Origin of the sequence: Candidatus Desulfofervidus auxilii, assembly GCF_001577525.1 — a bacterium.
Classification (GTDB): domain Bacteria; phylum Desulfobacterota; class Desulfofervidia; order Desulfofervidales; family Desulfofervidaceae; genus Desulfofervidus; species Desulfofervidus auxilii.
Window position 1 is genome coordinate 1330430 of sequence record NZ_CP013015.1, and the last position, 21623, is coordinate 1352052.

Genomic DNA, 21623 nt, shown 5'->3' on the forward strand with positions numbered 1-21623 from the left:
AGTTCCCAATTCTAACATGTAAACGTGTCAATGTGTAAACGTGTTAACGTGCATAAAGTAAGGAAAGGGAAACGGGAAACAGAAAATAGGAAATAGAAAATAGAAATTCCCAATTCCCAGTTCCTAATTCCCAATTCTAACGTGCAAACGTTCCAATTTGACAGAAGGCGATTTTGCATTTTTCAATTTGCATTCTGCATTGAGCCATCCTGCCTGTCGGCAGACAGGTGCGCTTAACATTTGGATCTCTGTTAAAATTACTTTGACGAAATCCTGCCCCTATCTTTACAAAATCCGCGATTGATTTTTGGATACCTGTCTGCCGACAGGCAAGGCAGGCGGGGACAGGCAGGAGGGTATTTTTAACAAGGATTTTGGGTAATTCTTGACTATCCATAAAACTTATGCTTAAATGTGTATGAGGTAAGGAGTATGGATAAAGAAAATGTTGTCACTGCTATAAAGGATTTTATCCTACCTGAACTTAAAGAAATAAAAGATAATCAGGCAAAGATGAGTATAAGGCTTGATGCGGTAGAAAAGCGCCTTTCTGATATAAATGGGCATCTAGTTGATCAAAGCCGAAGAATTGACGAAACAAACAATCGTATTGATGAGGTAAGAACTGAATTAACTGGCAAAATTGATAATGTGAGGACTGAGTTAACTGATAAGATTGATGAAGTAAGAACTGATCTAACTGGCAGAATTGGTGCTACCAACAATAGAATTGACCAATTAACCTTCCAGGTAGGAAAGATAGCTCAAGAGATGGAGCGGATTAAAAGAGAAGAAAGTGTTACCTCAGATATTTTGACTCGCCTAAGGACACTAGAGCAAAAGACCGCTAATTTATAATGCCCTCCACGTAATAAAGTGCATCAGTTGTGCCAACATCTATAGAGGTATTTTTAATGCCACCACTAAGTGTTGATTTCTAAGCCTCAACTTCTATCAGAATTAAAATTCAAGAGTTTTATTATCTAACTCTACTCTGTAATATTGACCTCCACACTGCCATAATAAACGCTCTCCCATGTGACATTTCATTTTTTCAATTTCCAATTTTTTGTTATATGGGCCTGTGGGGTTTCTTTTAGAGCAATCGCGGATTTGAGGATCTTTACATCCCTCAATGATTATGGTAAAAAGATTTATAGGTTTTTCTCCTTTTATTTCTACAGAGTTTTAGAAAAATCTATTAGGTTAACCAATAATGAAGTGCTTAATTATCGCTGCTGGTGAAGGGAAAAGGATATCAAAAATAGGTAGACCAAAACCCTTGGTCAATCTTCTGGGTTTAACTCTCATTGAAAGGGTAATATTAACTGCTAACAAAAGCGGCATAACAGATTTTTATGTAGTAACTGGATACCAAGGTGAAAAAGTAAGAAAATTTTTAGATAAATTCAGTCAGAAAAGAAATATAAATATAACTCACATTATCAATGAAGAATGGAAAAAGGGGAATGGTCTATCTGTACTTAAGGCAAAAGGTTTTTTGAATGAAAAATTTATTCTTCTTATGGGAGATCATCTCTTTGATGAAGATATTCTTAAAAAGATGAAAACCGCACCATTGGGAGATGGTGAGGTCATGTTGGCTATTGACTATAATATAAATTCAAATCACTTAGTGGATATTGAAGATGTCACTAAAGTTCTTGTCCAAGATGGAAAGGTTATAGATATAGGAAAGGACATCAAGGAGTATAATGCTTATGATACAGGAATCTTTCTGTGCTCACCTACAATTTTTGAGGCTATAGAAAAAAATATCCACCAAACGAATGAAGGCATTCTTTCTGCTTCTATAAAATTGATGGGTAAGGAAGGGCGGGTTAAAACCTTTGACATCAAAAACGCCTTTTGGATAGATGTAGATGATGAAAAAACACTTAAAAAAGCCAAAAAGTGTTTGATAGATAGATTAAAAAAACCTACAGATGGTCCTATTTCCAGATATCTTAACCGCAGATTCTCAACCAAAATAACCCCCTATTTTTTAAAAACCAATATTACTCCCAACCAAGTTTCTCTATTTTCTTTTATCATTTCTTTAATAGCCTCTTCATTTTTCTTTTTAGGCAGTTATTTTTATCTGGCAATTGGAGGAATACTTGCTCAAATATCTTCCATTATAGACGGTTGTGATGGAGAGGTAGCAAGACTGAAATATATGGAGAGTAATTTTGGTGGTTGGTTTGACGCAGTTTTAGACCGGTATGGGGACGCTTTTTTACTTGCCGGTCTCACCTGGCATGTCTATTGTTTAAATACACATTTTTTGCCTTTATTTGTGGGGTTTTTGGCCATAGTAGGCACATTTTTAAATAGTTACACAGCCGATAAATACGATGGTTTTATGAGTAAAAGGCTTAATAAACATTACCTCAGAATAGGAAGAGATATTAGGATATTTATTATATTTCTTGGTGCTTTGACTAATCAGCCTTTTTTTACCCTTCTTTTTATCGCCATTTTGATGAATGGAGAAAATATAAAAAGAATATTGGTTTTATATAGATTATTAAATTATAGAAGTGGACGAACTTGATTGTATAAAAAAGAAAATTGAAAAAATCATTGAAAAATCCCCTATTCCAGAAGACCCTATTCATTCAAAAAATACCTTAAAATGGGTTCTTAAGTTGAAACCTGATGCCGATGATGCCTTACAGATAGCTGCTTTAGGGCATGATATAGAGAGAGCTATCAGTGAAAGAAAGGTAAAAAGACAAGATTATAAAGAATATGATGAATTTAAAGAAGCTCATGCCTTAAACAGTGCTAAAATTTTATTAGAGATAATGAAAGAATGCAAGGCAAGTAAAGTATTAATGGATGAAGTATTTTCCCTTGTAGCCCATCATGAAAAGGGAGGGAGTGAAAAGGCAGAAATTTTGAAAAATGCTGATACCATCTCATTTTTTGACGTAAACTTGCCTTTTTATTATCTCAGAAATAGCGTTGAAGAAACAAAAAGGAGATTTTTATGGGGATATAAAAAATTACCCAAAGAACTTCAAAGAATAGTGGCTGAACTTGACTATAATAATAGAAAACTTGCAGCTCTAGTAAAGAAGTGGATTAAATAAATGCAAAAAACTGGGATTTACAAACACTTTTTAAAATGCTAAAAATCGCATCAAATGCTTTTTAAGCCCATCAATGACAAAGATTGTTGTGATGGTTGTGGTGAGTGTGTGGAGATTTGCCCTGTCAGTGTATGGGAAATAATAGATGGAAAATCAGAACCCATAAGCCCTGACGAATGTATAGGGTGCGAAAGCTGTGTTGAGGTTTGTCCAAATGACTGCATTACAGTGGAAGAGAGATGAAATTAACATGGTAGATGGTTTGAAAAAAATTTTGTCCTTATTAAAAAATAATGCTGACCTAGCAGACATTTTTTGGCAAGAAACCATATCTACTACCATTGTTTCAGAAAATAAAAAACTAGAAAAATTGATTTCTGGAAAGGATATGGGTGTTGGTCTTAGGGCCTTACATCAAGGTAAAACTACTTATGGTTTTACCAACGAAATTGATTATTCCAACCTCTGTCAACTCGCTGCTTCCCTTTCAGAAAAGGCAAAAATTTCAGATGAGAATTTTGTCTTACAATGGGCCAAACCCTTAAAATCTATGGCCAAACTTCCTGATAAAGATAGTGATTTGGTTGATAAAATAAAGCTTATCCAGAGAGTAGAAAAAATTGCCTGGGGGAAAAGCCCTGCTATTCGCCAAGTAAAGGTAGTATATAAAAAAACGGTAAGTAATATCAGTATCATAAGCTCTTTAGGACATTTTTCCCAAGAAGAACAGACTCATCTATTATTTTATGTGCAGGTAGTGGCTGAAAAAGATGGGATACTTCAAACTGGCTATGAACCTATAGGCACTACTAATCCCCAGGAATTATTTAAACAAAAAACCCCAGAAGAGATTGCAGAATGTGCTGCTGAACGTGCTTTAAAGATGTTAGAAGCTGCTCCTGCCCCTACTGGTTCTATGCCTGTAGTCTTATCGAGTGAAGCAGGTGGAACCATGATTCATGAAGCTATTGGCCATGGTCTAGAAGCGGATTTGGCCTTAGAGGGCCTTTCTGTGTATGCTAATAAGATAGGTCAACAAGTAGCCTCACCACTGATTACGGTTATAGATGACCCTACTTTAGCGGGAAATTATGGTTCTTACCATTATGATGACGAAGGTATACCTGCCCAGAAAACAGTATTGATTGAAAACGGTGTGTTAAAAACCTATCTTTATAACTTAGAATATGCCTTAAAACAGGGAATAAAAACCAATGGTCATGGCAGACGTCAATCTTACAGAAATAAGCCTATTCCACGGATGTCAAACACCTTTATTGCACCAGGGGAAACGCCTCCTTTAGAAATTATAAAGGCGGTGGAAAAGGGATTATTTGTCAAAAAAATGGGAGGAGGAGAGGTAAATACTATTAATGGAAATTTTGTCTTTGAAGCTAATGAAGCCTATCTTCTGGAAAAGGGGTCTATTGGTGAACCTGTGCGAGGGGCTACTTTAGTAGGTAATGGCCCAGAGGTTTTAAAATCCATCACCATGGTAGGCAATGATTTAAACTTTGGCATTGGAACTTGTGGAAAAGATGGACAGCTTGTTCCGGTAAGCGATGGTCAACCTACTATCCTCATCCCTGAAATTATCGTAGGTGGAACAGTCTAAAAACCTATGCTCCTCAAAGTCCATAACCTTCATGTATGGTTTCGTAAAAAAAAACAAACTATCCCTGCGGTTAATGGTGTTTCCTTTTCTATTGCCCAAGATGATACTTTGGGGTTAGTGGGAGAATCGGGTTCTGGCAAAACCATAACTGCTCTGGCTATTTTGGGTCTTGTTCCTCCACCAGGTGAAATTATTAAAGGAGAAATTTTATTCTTAGGCCAAAATTTATTATTTTTACCTCCAAAAAGGTGGCAACAATTAAGGGGCAAAGAAATTAGTATCATTTTTCAAGACCCCATGACCTCTCTTAATCCTGTGTTTACCATTGGTGAACAAATTGCAGAGGTATTCACTCACCATTTTGAATATTCAGCCAAAGAGGCTAAAATAAAGGCAATTGAATTATTAAAAAAAGTAGGTATTCCTGCGGCCGAATCCAGATTGAATACCTATCCTCACCAATTAAGTGGGGGGTTACGCCAGCGAGTAATGATTGCTATAGCCTTGGCCGCCCAGCCAAAATTGCTGATTGCAGACGAACCTACTACGGCCTTGGATGTGACTGTGCAGGCCCAAATCTTAGAATTAATGTTGAATCTAAAAAGGCAAATGGGAATGAGTATACTTTTTATCTCCCATGACTTGACTGTGGTGGCCCAGGTAGTCCGGAGGATAGCGGTAATGTATGCCGGAAAGATTATTGAAATGGCCAATACTGAAGAACTTTTCAAAAATCCATTACATCCCTATACTCAGGGTTTACTTAATGCCATCCCCAGAATAGAAGATATATCTGATAAAAAAAGACATTTAAGGACTATTGCCGGGCAAAATGGTCAAGCATTTACTACTTTAGGTTGTTCCTTTGCCCGTAGGTGTGATAAAAGACTTCCTATTTGTCTGAGGCGAATGCCTGATTTTAGAGAATACTCTGAAAAACACCAGGTAGCCTGTTGGTTATATGAGTGAAACAATTTTAGCTATACAAAATTTATCCAAAATATATAAAATTAAAACCCACCCTTTTAGTTTGAAATATGCATGGCTTAAGGCGGTCAATGATGTATCTTTAAATATAAGGAAAGGGGAACTATTAGGATTGGTAGGTGAAAGTGGATGTGGAAAGACTACCTTAGCCAAACTCCTCCTCTTTTTAGAAAAACCAGACCAAGGCAAAATTCAGTGGAGAGATACGCTTTTGACTGGTTTAGGTCCTAAAAAATTAAAATTTTGGCGGCGTCTGGTGCAACCTATATTTCAGGATCCCTTTGCTTCTCTAAATCCAAAACAAACTATAAATCAGATTTTACAAGAGCCTTTATTAATCCATCACCTGGGTGATAGTAGAAAAAGGAATAGAGCAGTAAACCAAGTTCTCACCGAAGTAGGTCTTTCACCCAAACTAAAAACTGCTTATCCTCATCAACTCTCTGGAGGACAAAGGCAAAGAATAGCCATTGCTCGTGCCCTCATATTAAAACCTGAATTTATTATTGCAGATGAACCCACTTCTGCTTTAGATGTATCTGTACAAGCCCAAATTGTCAACTTATTACTTGAAAGTCAAGCCAAAAGACAAATAACTTACCTTTTTATCTCTCACAATTTGAGTTTAGTGGCTAATATAGCTGAGAGGATAGCGGTGATGTATATGGGTAAGCTCATAGAAATTATGGAAAGGAATCAGTTTTTAGGAGAACATCATCCTTATACAGAAGTTCTGTGGTCATCCATACCCAGATTAGAAAGAAAAACTAAAATAAATGTGCAACAATGGGGAGAACCTCCTAATCCCCTGTCTTTACCATCAGGTTGTGTCTTTCACCCCAGATGTAAACAAAAAATAGAAATATGCAAGAAAGAAGAGCCTTCTCTCAAGGAGATAAAACCAGGGCATTGGATTGCCTGTCACTTATTTTAATGTTAGGTGGTGGAGATGAGGGGAATTGAACCCCTGACCTCCTGCATGCGAAGCAGGCGCTCTCCCAACTGAGCTACATCCCCATTTTTTATAGTATATATCACTTTTTTTTCATCAGCAAGTAAAGCTTGCCATACCTGTCCATATAACATGCCTGAGCCTCAGCAAGTGGGCCTGTGCCAAAAAAGATATCCACCCTGCCACTTCCTTTAATTGTTCCACCACTATCTTGGTTAAAAGCAAAGGTGCTAAATGGTCTCCAACCAAGTAATTCTTGCCGGTCATTTACTAAGGGAATTTCTGTAGTTATAAAAAGAATAGCTCCTTTGGGGAAAATATTAAAGTCAGTAGCTACTGAATAATAAGGGACTAAAACCTCTTCCAAGGCCCCTAAAGGGCCCTTATCTCTAATTTCAAAAAATATATAGCTTGGATTTTTAGAAAAAACAGTTTTTATTTTTTCAGGATGAGACCTTAAGTATCTTTTTATCTCTAAACCATTACCATCTTCTATTAAACCTAAGCTTTTCATTGATTGACCAATACTGTGGTAATAACGCCCATTAGAAGCAGCATAGTGAACATAAATCCTTTGTCCATCTGGTAAAATAACCATCCCAGAACCTTGAATATGGAGAAAAAATAACTCTACTGGGTCATCTACCCACAAAATTTCATATCCCTTCCCCTTTAATTTATGCTCAAAATCTATTTCTGAACGGGTATAAAAAGGCACAATTTCATGCCCCTGAACCATTCCTTTTAACACCAGATGGGGTAAATTTTTACCAAAGCGTCGCAAATCAATTTTTACCCATTCATCTGGTATACTATAAATAGGATAACGATATCTCTCGGTAGGGGAAAAACTTCCAAAAAGGATAGGCTGATAATAACCTGTAAATAGTGCTTGTTTCTTATTATTCATGCCTGTTGCTTGATAAAGGTCAAAGTGAGCCTTTAAACAACTTTGCCAATTTGGCTTCTTTAAACAAACCTGAAAGCGCTTTAACCCTTCAATTAGCTCTCCCACAGTATAAGCAGTATCTCCCACAAACATAGTATAATCAGAGGGAAGACGATGGTAATAATTAAGGCTATTATTTAAGGCAGTTTGAAATGCCTCCATATCTTTGGGTTTAGTTAATAGTGGCCAATCTTTGGAAGGAACAAACTCTAAAGGAGGAGGTAGTTTTTTAGGAATACATCCTAAATAAAGAAAAACTACAAAAAAGACAATTAATTTAATGCGCATATTTTTTTACTTCTTCTATTAACACCCTGACCAAATCCTTTTCTTTTACTTTTTTTACCAGCTTTCCCTTTTTGAATAAAATCCCTATACCCTTGCCCCCAGCAATACCAATATCGGCTTCTTTGGCCTCACCTGGGCCATTGACTACACAACCCATAACTGCTACTTTTAATGGAGTCTTGATCCCATCCAATTCCTTTTCCACTTCTTCTACCAGCTTAATCAAATCAATCTGACAACGCCCACAAGTAGGGCAACTGATCAAATCAATTCCCCTTTGGCGCAATCCTAAAGAACGTAAGATTTCATAAGCAATCTTTATTTCTATTACAGGGTCTCCCGTAACCGATATCCTGATAGTTTCTCCAATGCCTTCTTGAAGTAGCGTCCCCAAGGCAATGGCTGACTTAACTGCACTGGACAAAGGCAATCCTGCCTCTGTAATTCCTAAATGAAATGGATAATCCAGTTTTTTAGCTAAATTCCTATACGCAGAAATAGTATCTAAAACTCTGGAAGATTTCAGGGAAATTTTAAAGTTAAAAAACCCCAGGTCTTCTAAAAAAGAAGCTGTTTTTAAAGCACTAGCTACCATGGCTTCTGGAGTGGGACCACCATATTCTTTTAATAATTTTTTTTCTAAAGAACCACTATTTACACCAATGCGGATAGCGGTTTGATATTCCTTAGCTACTTCAACTATGGACTTTATTTTCTCTTTTCCTCCAATGTTACCAGGATTAATACGAATTCCATCTACCCCCACTTTAAGGGCCTTAACGGCCAATTTATAATCAAAATGAATGTCAGCAATTAAGGGAATGGAAATTTGACGTTTTATTTGAGGGATAGCCTCAACAGCAGCTTCATCTGGCACAGCCACACGAATTATTTCACATCCTGCTTTTTCTAGCCTTTTAATCTGAGCGACTGTGGCCTTTATATCAGCAGGATAGGTAGTGGTCATGGATTGGACTACCACTGGTGCCCCACCACCTATTTGAACATTACCTACAAAAATAGCCCTGGTTTTACGAAGCATAATAACCATACATCATTATTATAATCTAATAGAAACCTTGAGAAAAGGGCATAAATAGACCAATAAAATCCGGCTTTTTATTTTTGATTAAGCTCATTTTCTTCAGACTGTTTGGTCAAGATACCATAAAAACAGAAAACATCCATTCCTAAGATAAAGCACCAGAAAATGAGCATAAAGATCAAACCACTAAGTTTCATTCTTCTCCTTCCAAGCTAAATGCACCAACCAGCTACATAGCAAAAAAGTAGCTAAAATAAGTCCTCTAGCCAACCAACGGTAAGGCCTGATTTCAGTAGGAACGCCCTCAAGAAAAAATATTCTGAGCCCATCTTGCCAAATCCAGACAAAAAACAAAATGATAAGACATAGAGGGGTAATATATTTAAGCACAAATCGATAAATATTAGGTACTCTCAACCAAGCACCTTTATGCATTTCTTCAAAACCCTTATTTATTCCATAAACCCAGCTAAAAAGAATGACTTCAATGGTTCCTAATAAAGGCAGACTGACTGTGCCAATCCAGAAATCTAACTCATCTAAAAAACCATATTTGAGAAAGAAAATTACTAGATGAATAGGAATAAATACAGCTATAGCAGTTAATATGACTGCCCTTCTCCAGAGGATATTCAATTCATCGATTAAAAAGGAAACAAAGGGTTGAATGATGGATACCGAAGAAGTAAGGCCTGCAAAAAATAGTAAAAAAAACCATAAAAACCCCCACATTTGCCCTAGTGGTAGGTGAGTTAAGACCAGAGGAGTAGAGAGAAAAGCCAGGTCAAAAGCACCACCTTTAGAAATAGCTTGAATACCAAAAAAGGCTACCGCAGCTGGAATGGCAATAGAGCCTCCTAAAATTACTTCTGCTGTTTCGTTAAGAGATGTTACCGCCAAACCAGAAAGGACAATATCGTCTTTTTCTCGCAAATAGCTGGCATAGCATTGAAGAGTCCCCAGCCCCAGACTTAAGGTAAAAAATATCTGTCCAGCAGCCGCTAACCAGGTACTAGCATGTTTTAACTCACTAAAATTGGGATTCCAAAGAAATCCCAAACCGTTAATAGCGTTTCTTTCGGGATATGTGGGATCTGGTGTCCCCAGCGTTAAGGCTCGTATCATCAGTAAAATAGCTAATAAAAATAGAGCAGGCATAGCCAACTTGCAGAGACGCTCTATGCCCTTTGCCAAACCATGATACATAATAAAAAAGTTGGTAAAAAAAGTGATTAAAAAGAAAACATAGGCAGGTAAAATAGAATTAAAATAACCCTTTTCTATACCTTGAAAACTCCGCAAAAACATTCCCATACTTTTTAAATCATTAAGTCCATAATATAATTTGCCCAAAGAAAAAAAAGAAAATGCTAGTGTCCATGAACACACATAAAGATAATAAATGCATAGAATAAAAGGAATAACTAACCCTAAAACACCCAGATACCGAGCTAAAGGATGTCGCCAAAGAAGATTAAAAATACCAGGAGTGGTTCCATGGCCATATTTACCTCCCAGCCTCCCTATGGTCCATTCCAACCACATCATGGGAATACCCATAATAAGGAGAAAAATAAAATAAGGAATCATAAAGGCACCACCACCGTGTTGACTGGCTTGCACAGGAAAACGTAATAGATTCCCCAAACCTACTGCTGCTCCGGCTGTAGCTAAAATCATACCAATTTTGGTAGCCCATGTGGCCCTTGGTTGCATAGTTTTTAGAACTATTATATAGTTTAATTTATGTCAAGGTTATTTGTCTTCCAAAATCCGCGATTGATTTAATGACTTTTTATAATGTTATGACTTAAAATTAAAAACAATTCATACTGTGCGTAAGGTCAGTTACTATATTTGACCGTTTTCTTTTAAAGTTATTACGGATTTAGTCAAGTAGATTGCAGAGTAGGTCAGGGATAGTGAAGGTCAGCGCAATTTTCCAATTGGTAGTCTAACCAATCCTACTTAATGTTAAGACTTGTAATTTAAAATCTATTTTTCCTTTTTACTTTTTAAATAATCCCTGATTCTTTTTTTCTCTTCCTCATCAGGACACATATCCAAATAAGCCTCCCAATGGGGCAGGGCCTTGAGAGGGTTTCCTATCCTTTCATAAAGAAGGGCCAAGTTATAATGTGCTTCTAAAAAGTCAGGTTTTAACACAATAGCCATTTGATAATGGGATATGGCTTCCTCAAAGTCTTCTCTTTCAGCTAAAAGGCTGGCATAGTTAAAGTGTGCCTCTGGAGATTCGGGGTCTCGCTTTAAGGCCAATTCATACCACATAGCTGCTTGTTGGCTTTTTCCCTGAAGGTAATAAAGATTTCCTAAATTTATCATAGCAGGGACAAAGGTATTATCTAAATTTAAGACCTGTAAATAGGCCTCTTCTGCTATAGGGATGGTCTCTGGGGTAGCACTTAAACGACAACCTCGCTCAAACCATTCTTCGGCCGTAAGAAAATCACCTACTGATTTTATTTCGGGTGTTTCACTTTCAAAATCAAGGTAGATTTGGCCATCAGGGTCAAACTTTACACCCCCTTGTGAAATACATATTTTTTTACCAATTACCTCAAATTTGAGTTCAGCCAGAGGAGAACGTAAATAAGGCATTCTCTTTTTGATTTGGGTTAACAAATATCTTATTTTTTGCAAAGAAATTCCCCTCTTTCTGAGAATTAAAATGGTTTTAATACTCACTAAATCTTTAAATGTATAAGAATTCTTAGGTTTAATAAGGTGAACCTTCTCCCAATAATACAAACGAGATGGACAAATACCAAAGATTTTAGCTACACTAGCACGCTTAAATTTTTTCAACTATCAATCCCTTCAATTTATTTATTTTTATTAACACTTTTCCTTGCCTATTTTCAAGCTACTCACGTGCAGGAGGAGCCATGAACTCAGGTCCTACTGGGTCCTTGATACTCTCATTTATAATCCTATCTATGGCCTCCTTTGCCTGGGCATCCAAAGACCACCCAAAAATCTCATCAACAGGCTCAAGCTGCTCAGGTCGCCGTGCACCCCAAAGGGCAACACTCACTCCTGGCTGGTCTAACAACCAACGCAAGGCCAAATGGATAACTCGCTTGCTGTAGTTTTTTTGAGCAAACTGGTCTAACAGTTCTACTGCCTTTAAATATTGGGAATAACGCGGGGACTGAAATTTGGGGTCAATGTTACGCAAATCATCTCCCTTAAATTTGGTCTCTAAGCGCATTCTGCCAGATAATAATCCCCTGCACAGAGAGCCATACATCAGGGTAATAATTGCATGCTTTCGGCAATAAGGAAGCACATCCTTTTCAATACCCCGTTCAAATAAATTATATGGAGGCTGAGCAGTATGGAGTGGAGCTACTTGTCGAAAAACATCCATCTGCTCTGGAGAGTAATTACTCACCCCGATGGCCTTAATCTTTCCCTCCTTATAAAGTTCATACATTGCCTGGGCTGTTTCTTCTATAGGAATTAAGGGGTCAGGCCAGTGAACTTGATAGATATCAATATAATCGGTTTTTAAACGCTTTAAAGACTCATCTATTTCCTTTAATATCCTTTGTTTAGAAGAATTGCGAAATATCTTTCCCTCTTTCCACTCTAAACCCACCTTAGTAGCAATTACTATTTCCTCACGGTTTTTATACTCAGAAATAGCCTTTCCCACTATTTCCTCAGATACTCCAAAACCATAAACAGGAGCAGTATCAATTAGATTAATTCCCTTTTCCAAGGCAGCATGTATAGTGCGAATAGATGTTTTCTCATCTGTGCCTCCCCACAACCAACCACCAATTGCCCAAGTGCCCAAACCAATGCGAGAAACATTTAAATCAGTGCCTTTTATCTGTATATATTCCATGGTTTCCTCCTGGCAAATTACTAAAAATTATTCGTTTGTCTCCATTTATCCCATTTTGATCAAATTTAACTATTATGAGTTTATAACCTGTTTTTCGATCATATCCTTCCATACCATCGTTTCCTTTTTCCACCCAATGCAAACACCAAATATTTTGGTTTCTCCTTTTTCCTCATAAGCTATTTTTAGAACAGGAAGAAAGATAAAGGACTTCAAATTATGACATTTTCCAAGTTCCACTTTTTTAATTTTTTTAAAAGGAATAAAAAATTCTTTCTTAGGCAGCCATCTTTCAAAATACACTCCTTCTTTAGTTAGCTTCAGATTCCCATTTCCTCTAATTAGTACGAGTTGGTAATGTTTCCTTCCATTTCTATCAATCCTTTCAATCCCCAAAAAATTAGCACCTTTCTTTTCAAGAATTATATTTTCCATTTTCTTTATCAAAAGTTTTATCAATCCTGCCTAAAAAAGCTGACTTTTTGTCTTCTATTCTTTTTTAGCGTTTAAGTTCATTACTGAGCCATTCCAGATATTCTTTACCCCCCGCCACTATTGGTATAGCTATTATTTCTGGTGTTTCATAAGGATGTATTTCTTTAATAGCCTTCTCGAGCTCATCATAAAGTTCTCTTTTACTTTTGATGAAACACAACCATTCCTCTGCTGTCTCTATGTTGTTCTTCCACCAATATGTACTTACTATCGGTCCCAATATCTGGATGCAGCCAGCCAATCTTTTTTCTACCAAGGTTCGGGCTATTCTATCTGCATCTTCCTTTTTGTCTGTAGTAGTGACTACCTGGATATATTCTTGCACCATAATTTATCCCCTTTAAGAAAAAAGTAAATTCTTAAAATTTTAACCTAAAAAGACATCAACCCCCTCTTACTTTCCCCTTATCTAACCTCCAACTTATACTTTGGAAATTTCTTTATAAATCCCTCCAAATTTTCCTTGGTGTATTCATTTTTTTCTTTATAAAAAGGTGTAGGACGGGCTACTTGTAAACAAAGAAGGTGATTCTGCCCCACTATATGGACAATTTTCTCTAAATCCCTGAAGGTTAATAAACCGCTATGCACGGTAGTCCGAAATTCACAAGGGAACCCAGTTTCTTTAAGAAGAGAAACCGATTGCTGGATAAGCTCAATAGGGAAACTAGTATGAGTGACAATTTGATATTTATCCCAAGGGGCCTTAATGTCCATGGCAATATAATCCACCAGATGCTTTTCTATAAGGAGTTTTAACATTAAGGGTTTTGTGCCATTAGTATCTAGCTTCACCGCAAATCCCATATTCCTCAGCCAGGCACAAAAGGCAGGTAACTCTTTTTGCAAGGTAGGTTCACCGCCAGTAATGACCACTCCATCAATAATGCGTTTTCTTGCTTGAAGAAACTCATAAATTTTTTCGTAAGAAATAGGAATTTCCAAACAATCCACTAATGGCAAATTATGACAATATGGACAACGAAAATTACATCCCTGAGTATAAACAATAGTGGCCAAATGATTGGGAAAGTCAATAGTAGAAAAAGGGGTAAGTCCACCAATATTCAAATTAATTTCTTTCATCATGTTTCAGGTAAAAAAGCCAACCATGGCAGTCTTTAATTCTTCCCATAGCCCAAGCTTTTTAACCAATTTTAATTTAATTTTTAGTCTAGAACAAGTAGGGGCAGGACAAATATTTTCAAAGATATATTCCACTTATTGAACGCCAAAAATCCTTAATTTATCCCTGCCTGTCGCCTGCCTGTCGGCAGACAGGGCAGACAGGAATGTTTTTAAAGATTGACGCCAAAATCTTGGGGAAGTCCAATAAAAAACTCTTGACAATTTATTTTCTCTGTGATAGTTAACACTGAAATTTTATATTAAAATTTTTATATTAAAATTTTTCTTTAATAAAGAAAGGGATTTGTTATGGTTCCTAAAGCACAGATCGCCATCATAGGTGGGGGAATTGCAGGTTTGTCTTGTGCTTACTTTTTGAAAAAACAAGGTTTGGACGCAGTGATCTATGAAAGAAAAAAAGAAGTAGGAGGCAGATTTTCCACCTTGAAAATTGATGGAGTTTATATTAATCGGGCAGCCTTAATGTTTTCTAAAAAACTTAATCCCTGTTTTAGTTCCCTGATTGATGAATTAGGAGTGCCTTATAGAGAGATGGAGAAATCAAAGTGGATGGTCCAGATTGGAGATAAAATTATTGGTTTAAATAAAGAGGGATTGCTGGAAAGCGGTTTGTTTAATTCAGAAGAGATTAAATTATGGGGGGAATTACAGGCATTAGTGCAATCGCTCAACTTTGACTATGCCACACCAGATAAACGCCTGCTTAAATGGCATGATATGTCACTTTCTGATTTTTGCAAAAAAGAAATGAAATTTACTGATCAGATGATAAATTATCTGGCTCAACTTTATGCCAGCTTTCAATATGTTGAACCCCATGAGTTGGCAGCTGATAAAGGACTATTCTCTATTGCCTATTCTGCTACCCCTACCTTTACACCAGTGAGGGGCATGAGGGATGTGGCTTTGGCGTTAAAGAAAAGACTGGGAGAGGAAGTTCAAACAGATATCCATATTACTGAAGTGCATTATAAACAGGGAAATGGATTTATATTAAAAGTAAAAAGGAAAAACAATGGTGTGGCTAGGTCTGAAGGCCCCTATAAGTATTGCATCTTTGCCACAGGTCAAAGGATGGTAAGAAATATTATGCCAGAAATAGATTTTAAGGTCCATGCAGCTAAGACCAGGGGATACATCCTAGAGGCCATTTGTCCCCAATATCGTCCCTATGAATTAATTATCTTCCCTAAAAAAGGAAATAAGCACGGTATTCATGGTGGTGAAATACAACATTTGTCAGATGGCCGCTCTATCTGTGCGGTCCTCCTTTACCGTCATGATGCAAATTTGGGTGCAATATTTAAGGAATATAAAGTTATTGAGCGCCTTGGTTGGTCACCTGCCATTGGGGTTATGCCTCCAGGAGGAAAGATTGTAGATGTGACTACCAATGTAAAAAATGCCTTTGTTGTAGGTGATTTCTATCGTTTTCCAAATCTTGAGTCCTGTGTTTATACAGCCAAAAAAGTAGCAAACATAATTGCCAAAGAGGAAAGGGGTTAAATGAGAATCTTAGGAATATGTGGAACAAATAAGAGAGGGAGTAAAAAATCAGCCAGTGAGTGGTTTTTAAAAAAGGCTCTTGAAGCTGCTGCTGAATTAGGGGCAGAAACAGAATCAATAAGACTTATAAATTGTCGGATAACTCCTTGTCTAGCCTGCAATTTTTGCATGTGTGGTAAATTATGTCCCTTACTTGAAGACCCCAAAGATGATGCAAAAGAAATATTTACTAAGATAGATAAGGCAGCAGGCATCATTTTCTCCTTTCCTGTTTATGGATACCAAACACCTGCCATTGTTATTAATTTACTCCAAAGGACAAGACCCTTTCATGAACTGGAAAGGGCAAAGGCCACAGGTTTAGAAATCAAGGCTGTAAAAAACAATCCCTTTTCTGGAAAGGCCATAGGGAGTTTGACCGTAGCCGCGGCGATTGGTCTAGAAGGGGCTTTATTTGGTCCACTTCATATCTTAAAAGCATTAGGGGCAACACCAGTGGCCTGTGCAGGTATTTCTCTCTTGGATCCAGAGATAAAAAATATCTATAGCATAGATGGTAAATTCTCTGTCCCGAATGAAAATATAAAGGCTTTTTTTGATAGGGATTTCCCTAGCTATGAAGAAAACGAATGCGCTATTGATATGGCCCGCTCAGTGGGAAAATGGGTGTATAGAGCATGTAAATCTGAGGTGTTCCAAAGGATAAGGTATAGAACAAAACTTTAGTTTATATTTTTATATTTAAAGAAAAATTTTATTATTAAACTTTTACTATTAGTGAGGGGTCAGATGAAAACATTATTTGTCATGCCTAGTGTAGGGGCTTGGGCTTCACATGGAGTACATAAAGCACCCAATCAGCTTTATGCTCAGCTTGGAGCATACCTTAGGAACAAAAATATTTGTGATGTGAAGGTATTAGATGCCCGTGCTTTGGATATGAGTACAGAGGAGATGTTTGAAGAGGTGAAGAAAGACAAACCAGATGTGGTGATTCTGGGAGATATGGTGCATTCCTATGGTGGGTTTGCGGTAATGTGGTATTTCAATGAAACGGCGCGCTTGATAAAAAAGCTATGCCCAAAAACAAAAATCATTGTGGGTGGTCTCTGGTATTCTGGATATTTCAAAGAAACTCTTGAGCAGAATCCGTGGATAGACTTTGTTTATATAGGTGAGGCAGAGCTTACGGTAGAAGAATTACTCCTTGCCTTGGAAAATAACCGTAAGGATTTAGAAAACATTCCTGGCGTTGCCTTCAGAAAAGATGGTCAGGTAGTGCTTGGGCCTCATCGTGAACTAATTAAAGACCTAGATACCCTACCCCTACCTGCCTATGAGCTTTTCCCCATGGATAGATATGTGGGACATACCTATTGGAAGCCCTTTGTAGAAATCATTACTTCCCGCGGTTGCCCCAATGCTTGCTCTTTTTGTTATGAATGGAGTCAATTTGACCCCCGCACGCCAAAAGACTTTATTACCTGGCGAGCCAAATCCGCCAAACGAGTAGTGGATGAATTAGAACTACTAGAAAAGGAATATGGTGTGAAGGTAGTAGTCATCCAAGATGATACCTACAATGTGGATTTGAATAGATTAAAGGAGACATGTGATGAGATTTTAAAGAGAAATCTTTCCATAAAATGGGTGATGCTGGGCATAGCCCGAGATTGGGTAAGACAAAAAGAGATTATTCCTTTGATGAAAAAGGCAGGGATGTTTATGGGCTTGTTAGGAATAGAGGTAGCCAGTGACGAAGAACTAAAGAAAATTGGTAAAAAGATAACCACCTCTCAAGTAAAAGAAACCATAGATATTTTGAGAGAAAACGATATCGCTACCGTAGGCACCCTGCTTGTGGGGTTTGAGGATGATGATGAAGAGGTAATTAAAAAAAGATGTGCTTTTGCAGATGAGATTGACCCAGATATTATCTGGATAGGCTTTGTTACCCCACCTCCTGGCTCACCAATCTGGAGGAGCGCTGTTAAAAGGGGCTGGATTGACCCTGGTCGTATAAATCTAAAGCTATGGGATTTTCAGCATCCGGTCATGCCTACAAAGTATCTATCCATGGAAGAAATAGGGCGTTTGGCTGCTTGGGGAATAAAGCAGTTTTTTAGCAATCCTAAAAGGATTAAACGAATTATGGAAAGCAATTATGACCCTTTAGCCAAACTGTGTTTCAAGGACCAACTAGACAATTTTATGCGTTTTGAAAAAGCGGCCACTAAAGGAGAAATTTTGGTTTAGGAGAAAAAAATGCTTCCCCAAAGGATTGCTTATTTGGATTTAGACACAACAAATGTGAAGATTAAAGAAATTCCTGAGGAAATAACCAAGAAATTCCTGGGTGGAAGGGGGATAAATATTCACTTGCTCTACAACCATGTCACACCTGAAATTGACCCACTTTCTCCCCAAAATCCGCTTATCATTGGCCCCGGCATTTTAACGGGATTAAAAGGTATAGGCGCTTCTAGATGTAATATTTCTGGTAAGTCTCCTGAAACCGGCCTTTTAGGAGATGCAAACATAGGTGGCCACTTTGGGGCATTTATGAAAAGGACAGGTATTGACTGTCTATTTATTACTGGTGCTTCCAAAAAACCTATTTATATCCATTTGGATAATGGAGGGATTAGAATAGAGGACGCTAAAGATTTATGGGGGAAATCCACTAAGGAAACCAATACTATTTTAAAAAGACGCTATGGCCCTTCTAGTCAGTCTATTTCTATCGGTATTGCAGGGGAAAATCTGGTGCGCTTTGCCTGTATCATCAACAGGAAAAAGAATGCCGCCGGCAGAACCGGGCTTGGCTGTCTTATGGGAGCAAAAAAGATAAAGGCCATTGTAGTAAGTGGCGAAAAATCCATAAAACCAAAGGATGAAAACGGATTTCATGATTTAGTTAAGTCACTTCAAGAAAAATTAAAGAAAGAGCCCTTAGTCAATGTGCTCAGCCAATTTGGCTCTGTTCATCTTTTTAATCTGATTAATCAACAGATTGGCATGGGAAGGGCTTACAATGGACTTTCTACCACATTCCCAGAAAACAAAGATATTTCACCTGAAATACTGAAGGAAAAATACTATACAGGGAAGGCAGGTTGTTTCTCCTGCCCTGTGGCCTGCCAGCATAGATACAAAACTGCGGAGGTAAAAGGTGAAGGTCCAGAATACACCATTTTGGCTAGTTTTGGTCCTGTGGTGGGAATAAAGAGTGTAGAAACAGTCCTTTATATAAATGACCTTATAAATAGCTATGGCCTGGATGCCAGTTCAACTGCAAACCTTATTGCTTGGACCGTTGAATTATTCAAAAAAGGCTTAATAGATGAAAATGTTACCAATGGCCTAAAACTTGATTGGGGAGATGAAAAGACCATTATAGAGTTAATCCATCAGATTGCTCATCGAGATGGATTTGGCAATCTTTTAGCAGAGGGTGCAAAGGCAGCAGTAAACAAACTAGGTGAAGAAACAGCCAAGTATCTTATCTGGACAAAATATCTGCCCCAATCAGACCCTGTAGATTTAAGATACCTTCCTGCCTATGCCTTAGGAAATGCGGTGGCCTCAAGGGGCTCTGACCACTTAAGAAGTCGGCCTACCTGGGAGGCCTATGGTCTTTCTGAAGACCAATTAAAGGCCATTTATGGTGGTTTTGTCTCTGCAAACCCCCGTAGTTGTGAAGGAAAAGGCAGGGTTATCTGGTGGTGGGAGACCTATCTTTCCCTCTTTGATGCCTTGGGTTTGTGTAAACTTATTGCCTTTCATTGCAGACCTGGTCTGCTGGATTTCCAATTTTTCTCTGAGTTAATTCAGCACAGCACGGGCCTTAATTTAACACCTGAAGAAATTTTTGAAGTAGGGGAAAGAATCGTAACTTTGGAACGGATGTTTATTGTACGCGAGGGAATAAGAAGAAAAGACGACTCTCCACCTCAAAGGTATTTTGAATCATTAAACGATTTAAGGCTAGACAGAGAAAAATTTGAGCAAATGCTAGATGAATATTATCAGTTCCGTGGTTTTGATAAAGAAGGTAGGCCATTGGAAGAAACCATAAAGCGTTTGGGGTTGAAATAATGAAGGTGGCTGTTATTGGTGCTGGGGCAATAGGGAGTTTGGTAGCTGGCTATCTTAGCAAAGAGGGAATTGATGTAACCTTAATTGGTAGAAGAAAGGATGTTTTAGCCATTAAAGAAAATGGGCTTGTAATAGAAGGAGTAAGAGGCAGAATAGTTATTCCAATTGATGATATTAAAGACAAAATTGAGAATAATGCAGATTTTATTATTCTGGCCGTTAAGACACAGGACATTCCTTTTATCTTAAATGATATTTCTCCAAATATGCCCATTCTTACCGTGCAGAATGGGCTAAGGGCAGAAGAGATGCTCTTAGCGTCTATCCCAAAGGAAAACATTATCAGCAGCATTGTTATGTTTGGGGCTACATACCTTGAGCCAGGTAAAATTTTACATAACTTTGAGGGAGATTGGATTATTGGTAAGGCATTTGTTGAAAATGATACAGAGGTGGAAACAATAGCAAGTCTTTTGAATAAGGTATTTTCTGTCCATATCACAGAAGAAATAAGAGAGATGAAATGGCTAAAATTATTTTTAAACCTAAATAACTGCCTTCCTGCCTTAATGGGTAAGAGCATGCAGGAGACATTTTCTGACTTAGAGATTTGCAAATTAAGCATTGAGTTTCTTAAAGAGGCATTGATGGTAATTAATAAAGCACAAATCAGATTAAAGTCCTTACCAGATTTCCCTTTAGAAAGGCTTTATGCATTAACAAATATGCCGCTAGAAGAAGCAGCAAAAATATTCTCAAGCATTATGACAAATCTCAGTGAAGAACCACTTTATGGCTCAATTCTTCAAAGCATAAAGAGGGGCAGGCCTTCAGAGATTGATTATATCAATGGAGAAATAGCTTCTTTGAGTGAAAAGATAGGAATAGACGCACCTTTAAACAAAAAGGTAGTGGAAATGGTGCATGCAGTAGAAAAAAGAGGTGATTTTTTTGAGTCAGAAGAGATTTTAGGTGAATTTAGGAGGTAAAGATGGAATTAAAATTCCCACGTTTTTTGGTTACGGTAAGCAAGGTAAGAGGAAAATGCTATCAAGGTTACAAAGAAGGAGACAAATTTATCTTTGAAGATTTCACCAAGACCCCTGAAGGTTTTTGTCAGGGGGCAGCCACTGCACTTTTCCCCTGTCTTTATGCCTTGACCTTTGGGGCAGAGTTCCCTTTTGAAGAAAATCCTCGTTCTATTCATACCAGCTGTCCAGATGGAGGCAGAATTGAGTTTTTTACCCAAGTGCTAACCGATTCAGGGAAGATAGAAATAAAGAAAAAGGAGAAACAAAGCGGACCCAACCCAAAGAAAATGATTATCAGCGTGGAGGAAGTAACTGGTAAATGTTTTTATGGTTATAAAGTAGGAGATGAGATTGAAGTAATTGGGCTGAAAACCCCAAAAGATTTTTGTGGAGCCGCCTACAATGTCCTTTTCCCTGTACTTTTTGCCTTAAATTTTGGGGCAAAATACCCATTTGAGGAGGAAAATGCTAATTCCAGGGTGACCTGCCCCGATAATGCAAACATCAGGTTTAAAGTAAGGAGGGTAGAATAAAGT

Annotated in this window: 22 protein-coding genes and 1 tRNA gene; 13 read left to right on the forward strand and 10 right to left on the reverse strand. The window is 37.6% G+C overall.

Going from position 1 to position 21623, the window contains the following annotated elements; translation table 11 throughout:
- The first annotated feature begins 432 nt into the window (after positions 1–432).
- From HS1_RS06665 to HS1_RS06690, 7 genes are all read left to right on the forward strand, one after another.
- Positions 433–858: a hypothetical protein gene (locus tag HS1_RS06665; protein WP_066062685.1), complete on the forward strand. Its 426-nt coding sequence runs from the start codon at positions 433–435 to the stop codon at positions 856–858.
- Positions 859–1216: 358 nt separating this feature from the next.
- A complete protein-coding gene (locus HS1_RS06670; protein ID WP_066062688.1) occupies positions 1217–2557 on the forward strand; it encodes an NTP transferase domain-containing protein in 1341 nt (446 codons plus the stop codon).
- Entirely contained in the window at positions 2544–3098 is a 555-nt protein-coding gene (locus HS1_RS06675; protein WP_066062691.1) for a DUF4202 family protein, read from the forward strand. Before HS1_RS06670 ends, HS1_RS06675 begins: the two co-directional genes overlap by 14 nt.
- A gap of 54 nt (positions 3099–3152) precedes the next feature.
- Positions 3153–3341 carry an indolepyruvate ferredoxin oxidoreductase subunit alpha gene (locus HS1_RS12845; RefSeq protein WP_082757690.1) on the forward strand — a complete coding sequence of 63 codons (189 nt, stop codon included), beginning with the start codon at positions 3153–3155 and terminating at the stop codon, positions 3339–3341.
- On the forward strand, positions 3313–4713 hold the full coding sequence (locus tag HS1_RS06680) for a TldD/PmbA family protein (protein WP_245669932.1): 1401 nt from the start codon (positions 3313–3315) through the stop codon (positions 4711–4713). The genes HS1_RS12845 and HS1_RS06680 overlap by 29 nt, the downstream gene beginning before the upstream one ends.
- A gap of 6 nt (positions 4714–4719) precedes the next feature.
- Positions 4720–5682: an ABC transporter ATP-binding protein gene (locus HS1_RS06685; protein WP_066062694.1), complete on the forward strand. Its 963-nt coding sequence runs from the start codon at positions 4720–4722 to the stop codon at positions 5680–5682.
- Positions 5675–6634, forward strand: coding sequence for an ABC transporter ATP-binding protein (locus tag HS1_RS06690; protein WP_066062697.1), 960 nt, complete (start codon positions 5675–5677; stop codon positions 6632–6634). Before HS1_RS06685 ends, HS1_RS06690 begins: the two co-directional genes overlap by 8 nt.
- Positions 6635–6641: 7 nt before the next feature.
- Here the strand turns inward: HS1_RS06690 and HS1_RS06695 are convergent.
- From HS1_RS06695 to HS1_RS06735, 10 genes are all read right to left on the reverse strand, one after another.
- Positions 6642–6717: transfer RNA gene (locus tag HS1_RS06695), tRNA-Ala, on the reverse strand.
- A 17-nt stretch (positions 6718–6734) separates the two neighbouring features.
- A complete protein-coding gene (locus HS1_RS06700) occupies positions 6735–7889 on the reverse strand; it encodes an MltA domain-containing protein (protein WP_066062699.1) in 1155 nt (384 codons plus the stop codon).
- The gene (ispG, locus tag HS1_RS06705; protein ID WP_066066486.1) at positions 7879–8931 is read right to left on the reverse strand and encodes a flavodoxin-dependent (E)-4-hydroxy-3-methylbut-2-enyl-diphosphate synthase; all 1053 of its coding nucleotides are present in this window, start codon (positions 8929–8931) and stop codon (positions 7879–7881) included. Before ispG ends, HS1_RS06700 begins: the two co-directional genes overlap by 11 nt.
- A gap of 77 nt (positions 8932–9008) precedes the next feature.
- On the reverse strand, positions 9009–9131 hold the full coding sequence (locus HS1_RS13750; RefSeq protein ID WP_281178265.1) for a hypothetical protein: 123 nt from the start codon (positions 9129–9131) through the stop codon (positions 9009–9011).
- Positions 9121–10650 (reverse strand): SLC5/6 family protein, encoded by a 1530-nt coding sequence (locus HS1_RS06710; protein ID WP_066062702.1) that lies wholly within the window; start codon positions 10648–10650, stop codon positions 9121–9123. The genes HS1_RS13750 and HS1_RS06710 overlap by 11 nt, the downstream gene beginning before the upstream one ends.
- Before the next feature lie 279 nt (positions 10651–10929).
- On the reverse strand, positions 10930–11760 hold the full coding sequence (locus HS1_RS06715; protein ID WP_066062704.1) for a MerR family transcriptional regulator: 831 nt from the start codon (positions 11758–11760) through the stop codon (positions 10930–10932).
- A gap of 58 nt (positions 11761–11818) precedes the next feature.
- The gene (locus HS1_RS06720; RefSeq protein ID WP_066062707.1) at positions 11819–12808 is read right to left on the reverse strand and encodes an aldo/keto reductase; all 990 of its coding nucleotides are present in this window, start codon (positions 12806–12808) and stop codon (positions 11819–11821) included.
- 72 nt (positions 12809–12880) lie between these two features.
- Complete coding sequence (locus HS1_RS06725; protein WP_066062709.1) at positions 12881–13243, reverse strand: hypothetical protein; 363 nt, start codon at positions 13241–13243, stop codon at positions 12881–12883.
- Positions 13244–13307: 64 nt separating this feature from the next.
- A complete protein-coding gene (gene cutA, locus HS1_RS06730) occupies positions 13308–13631 on the reverse strand; it encodes a divalent-cation tolerance protein CutA (protein ID WP_066062712.1) in 324 nt (107 codons plus the stop codon).
- Positions 13632–13708: 77 nt separating this feature from the next.
- On the reverse strand, positions 13709–14392 hold the full coding sequence (locus HS1_RS06735; RefSeq protein WP_082757691.1) for an anaerobic ribonucleoside-triphosphate reductase activating protein: 684 nt from the start codon (positions 14390–14392) through the stop codon (positions 13709–13711).
- A gap of 348 nt (positions 14393–14740) precedes the next feature.
- Between HS1_RS06735 and HS1_RS06740 the strand changes: the two genes are divergently transcribed.
- From HS1_RS06740 to HS1_RS06765, 6 genes are all read left to right on the forward strand, one after another.
- Positions 14741–15958, forward strand: coding sequence for an FAD-dependent oxidoreductase (locus HS1_RS06740; protein WP_066062717.1), 1218 nt, complete (start codon positions 14741–14743; stop codon positions 15956–15958).
- The gene (locus HS1_RS06745) at positions 15959–16684 is read left to right on the forward strand and encodes a flavodoxin family protein (RefSeq protein ID WP_066062720.1); all 726 of its coding nucleotides are present in this window, start codon (positions 15959–15961) and stop codon (positions 16682–16684) included.
- Positions 16685–16747: 63 nt separating this feature from the next.
- Entirely contained in the window at positions 16748–18214 is a 1467-nt protein-coding gene (locus HS1_RS06750) for a B12-binding domain-containing radical SAM protein (RefSeq protein ID WP_066062723.1), read from the forward strand.
- 9 nt (positions 18215–18223) lie between these two features.
- A complete protein-coding gene (locus tag HS1_RS06755; protein WP_066062726.1) occupies positions 18224–20056 on the forward strand; it encodes an aldehyde ferredoxin oxidoreductase family protein in 1833 nt (610 codons plus the stop codon).
- A complete protein-coding gene (locus HS1_RS06760) occupies positions 20056–21045 on the forward strand; it encodes a ketopantoate reductase family protein (RefSeq protein WP_066062729.1) in 990 nt (329 codons plus the stop codon). Before HS1_RS06755 ends, HS1_RS06760 begins: the two co-directional genes overlap by 1 nt.
- A gap of 2 nt (positions 21046–21047) precedes the next feature.
- On the forward strand, positions 21048–21620 hold the full coding sequence (locus tag HS1_RS06765) for a TIGR04076 family protein (protein WP_066062732.1): 573 nt from the start codon (positions 21048–21050) through the stop codon (positions 21618–21620).
- The last annotated feature ends 3 nt before the right edge of the window (positions 21621–21623 follow it).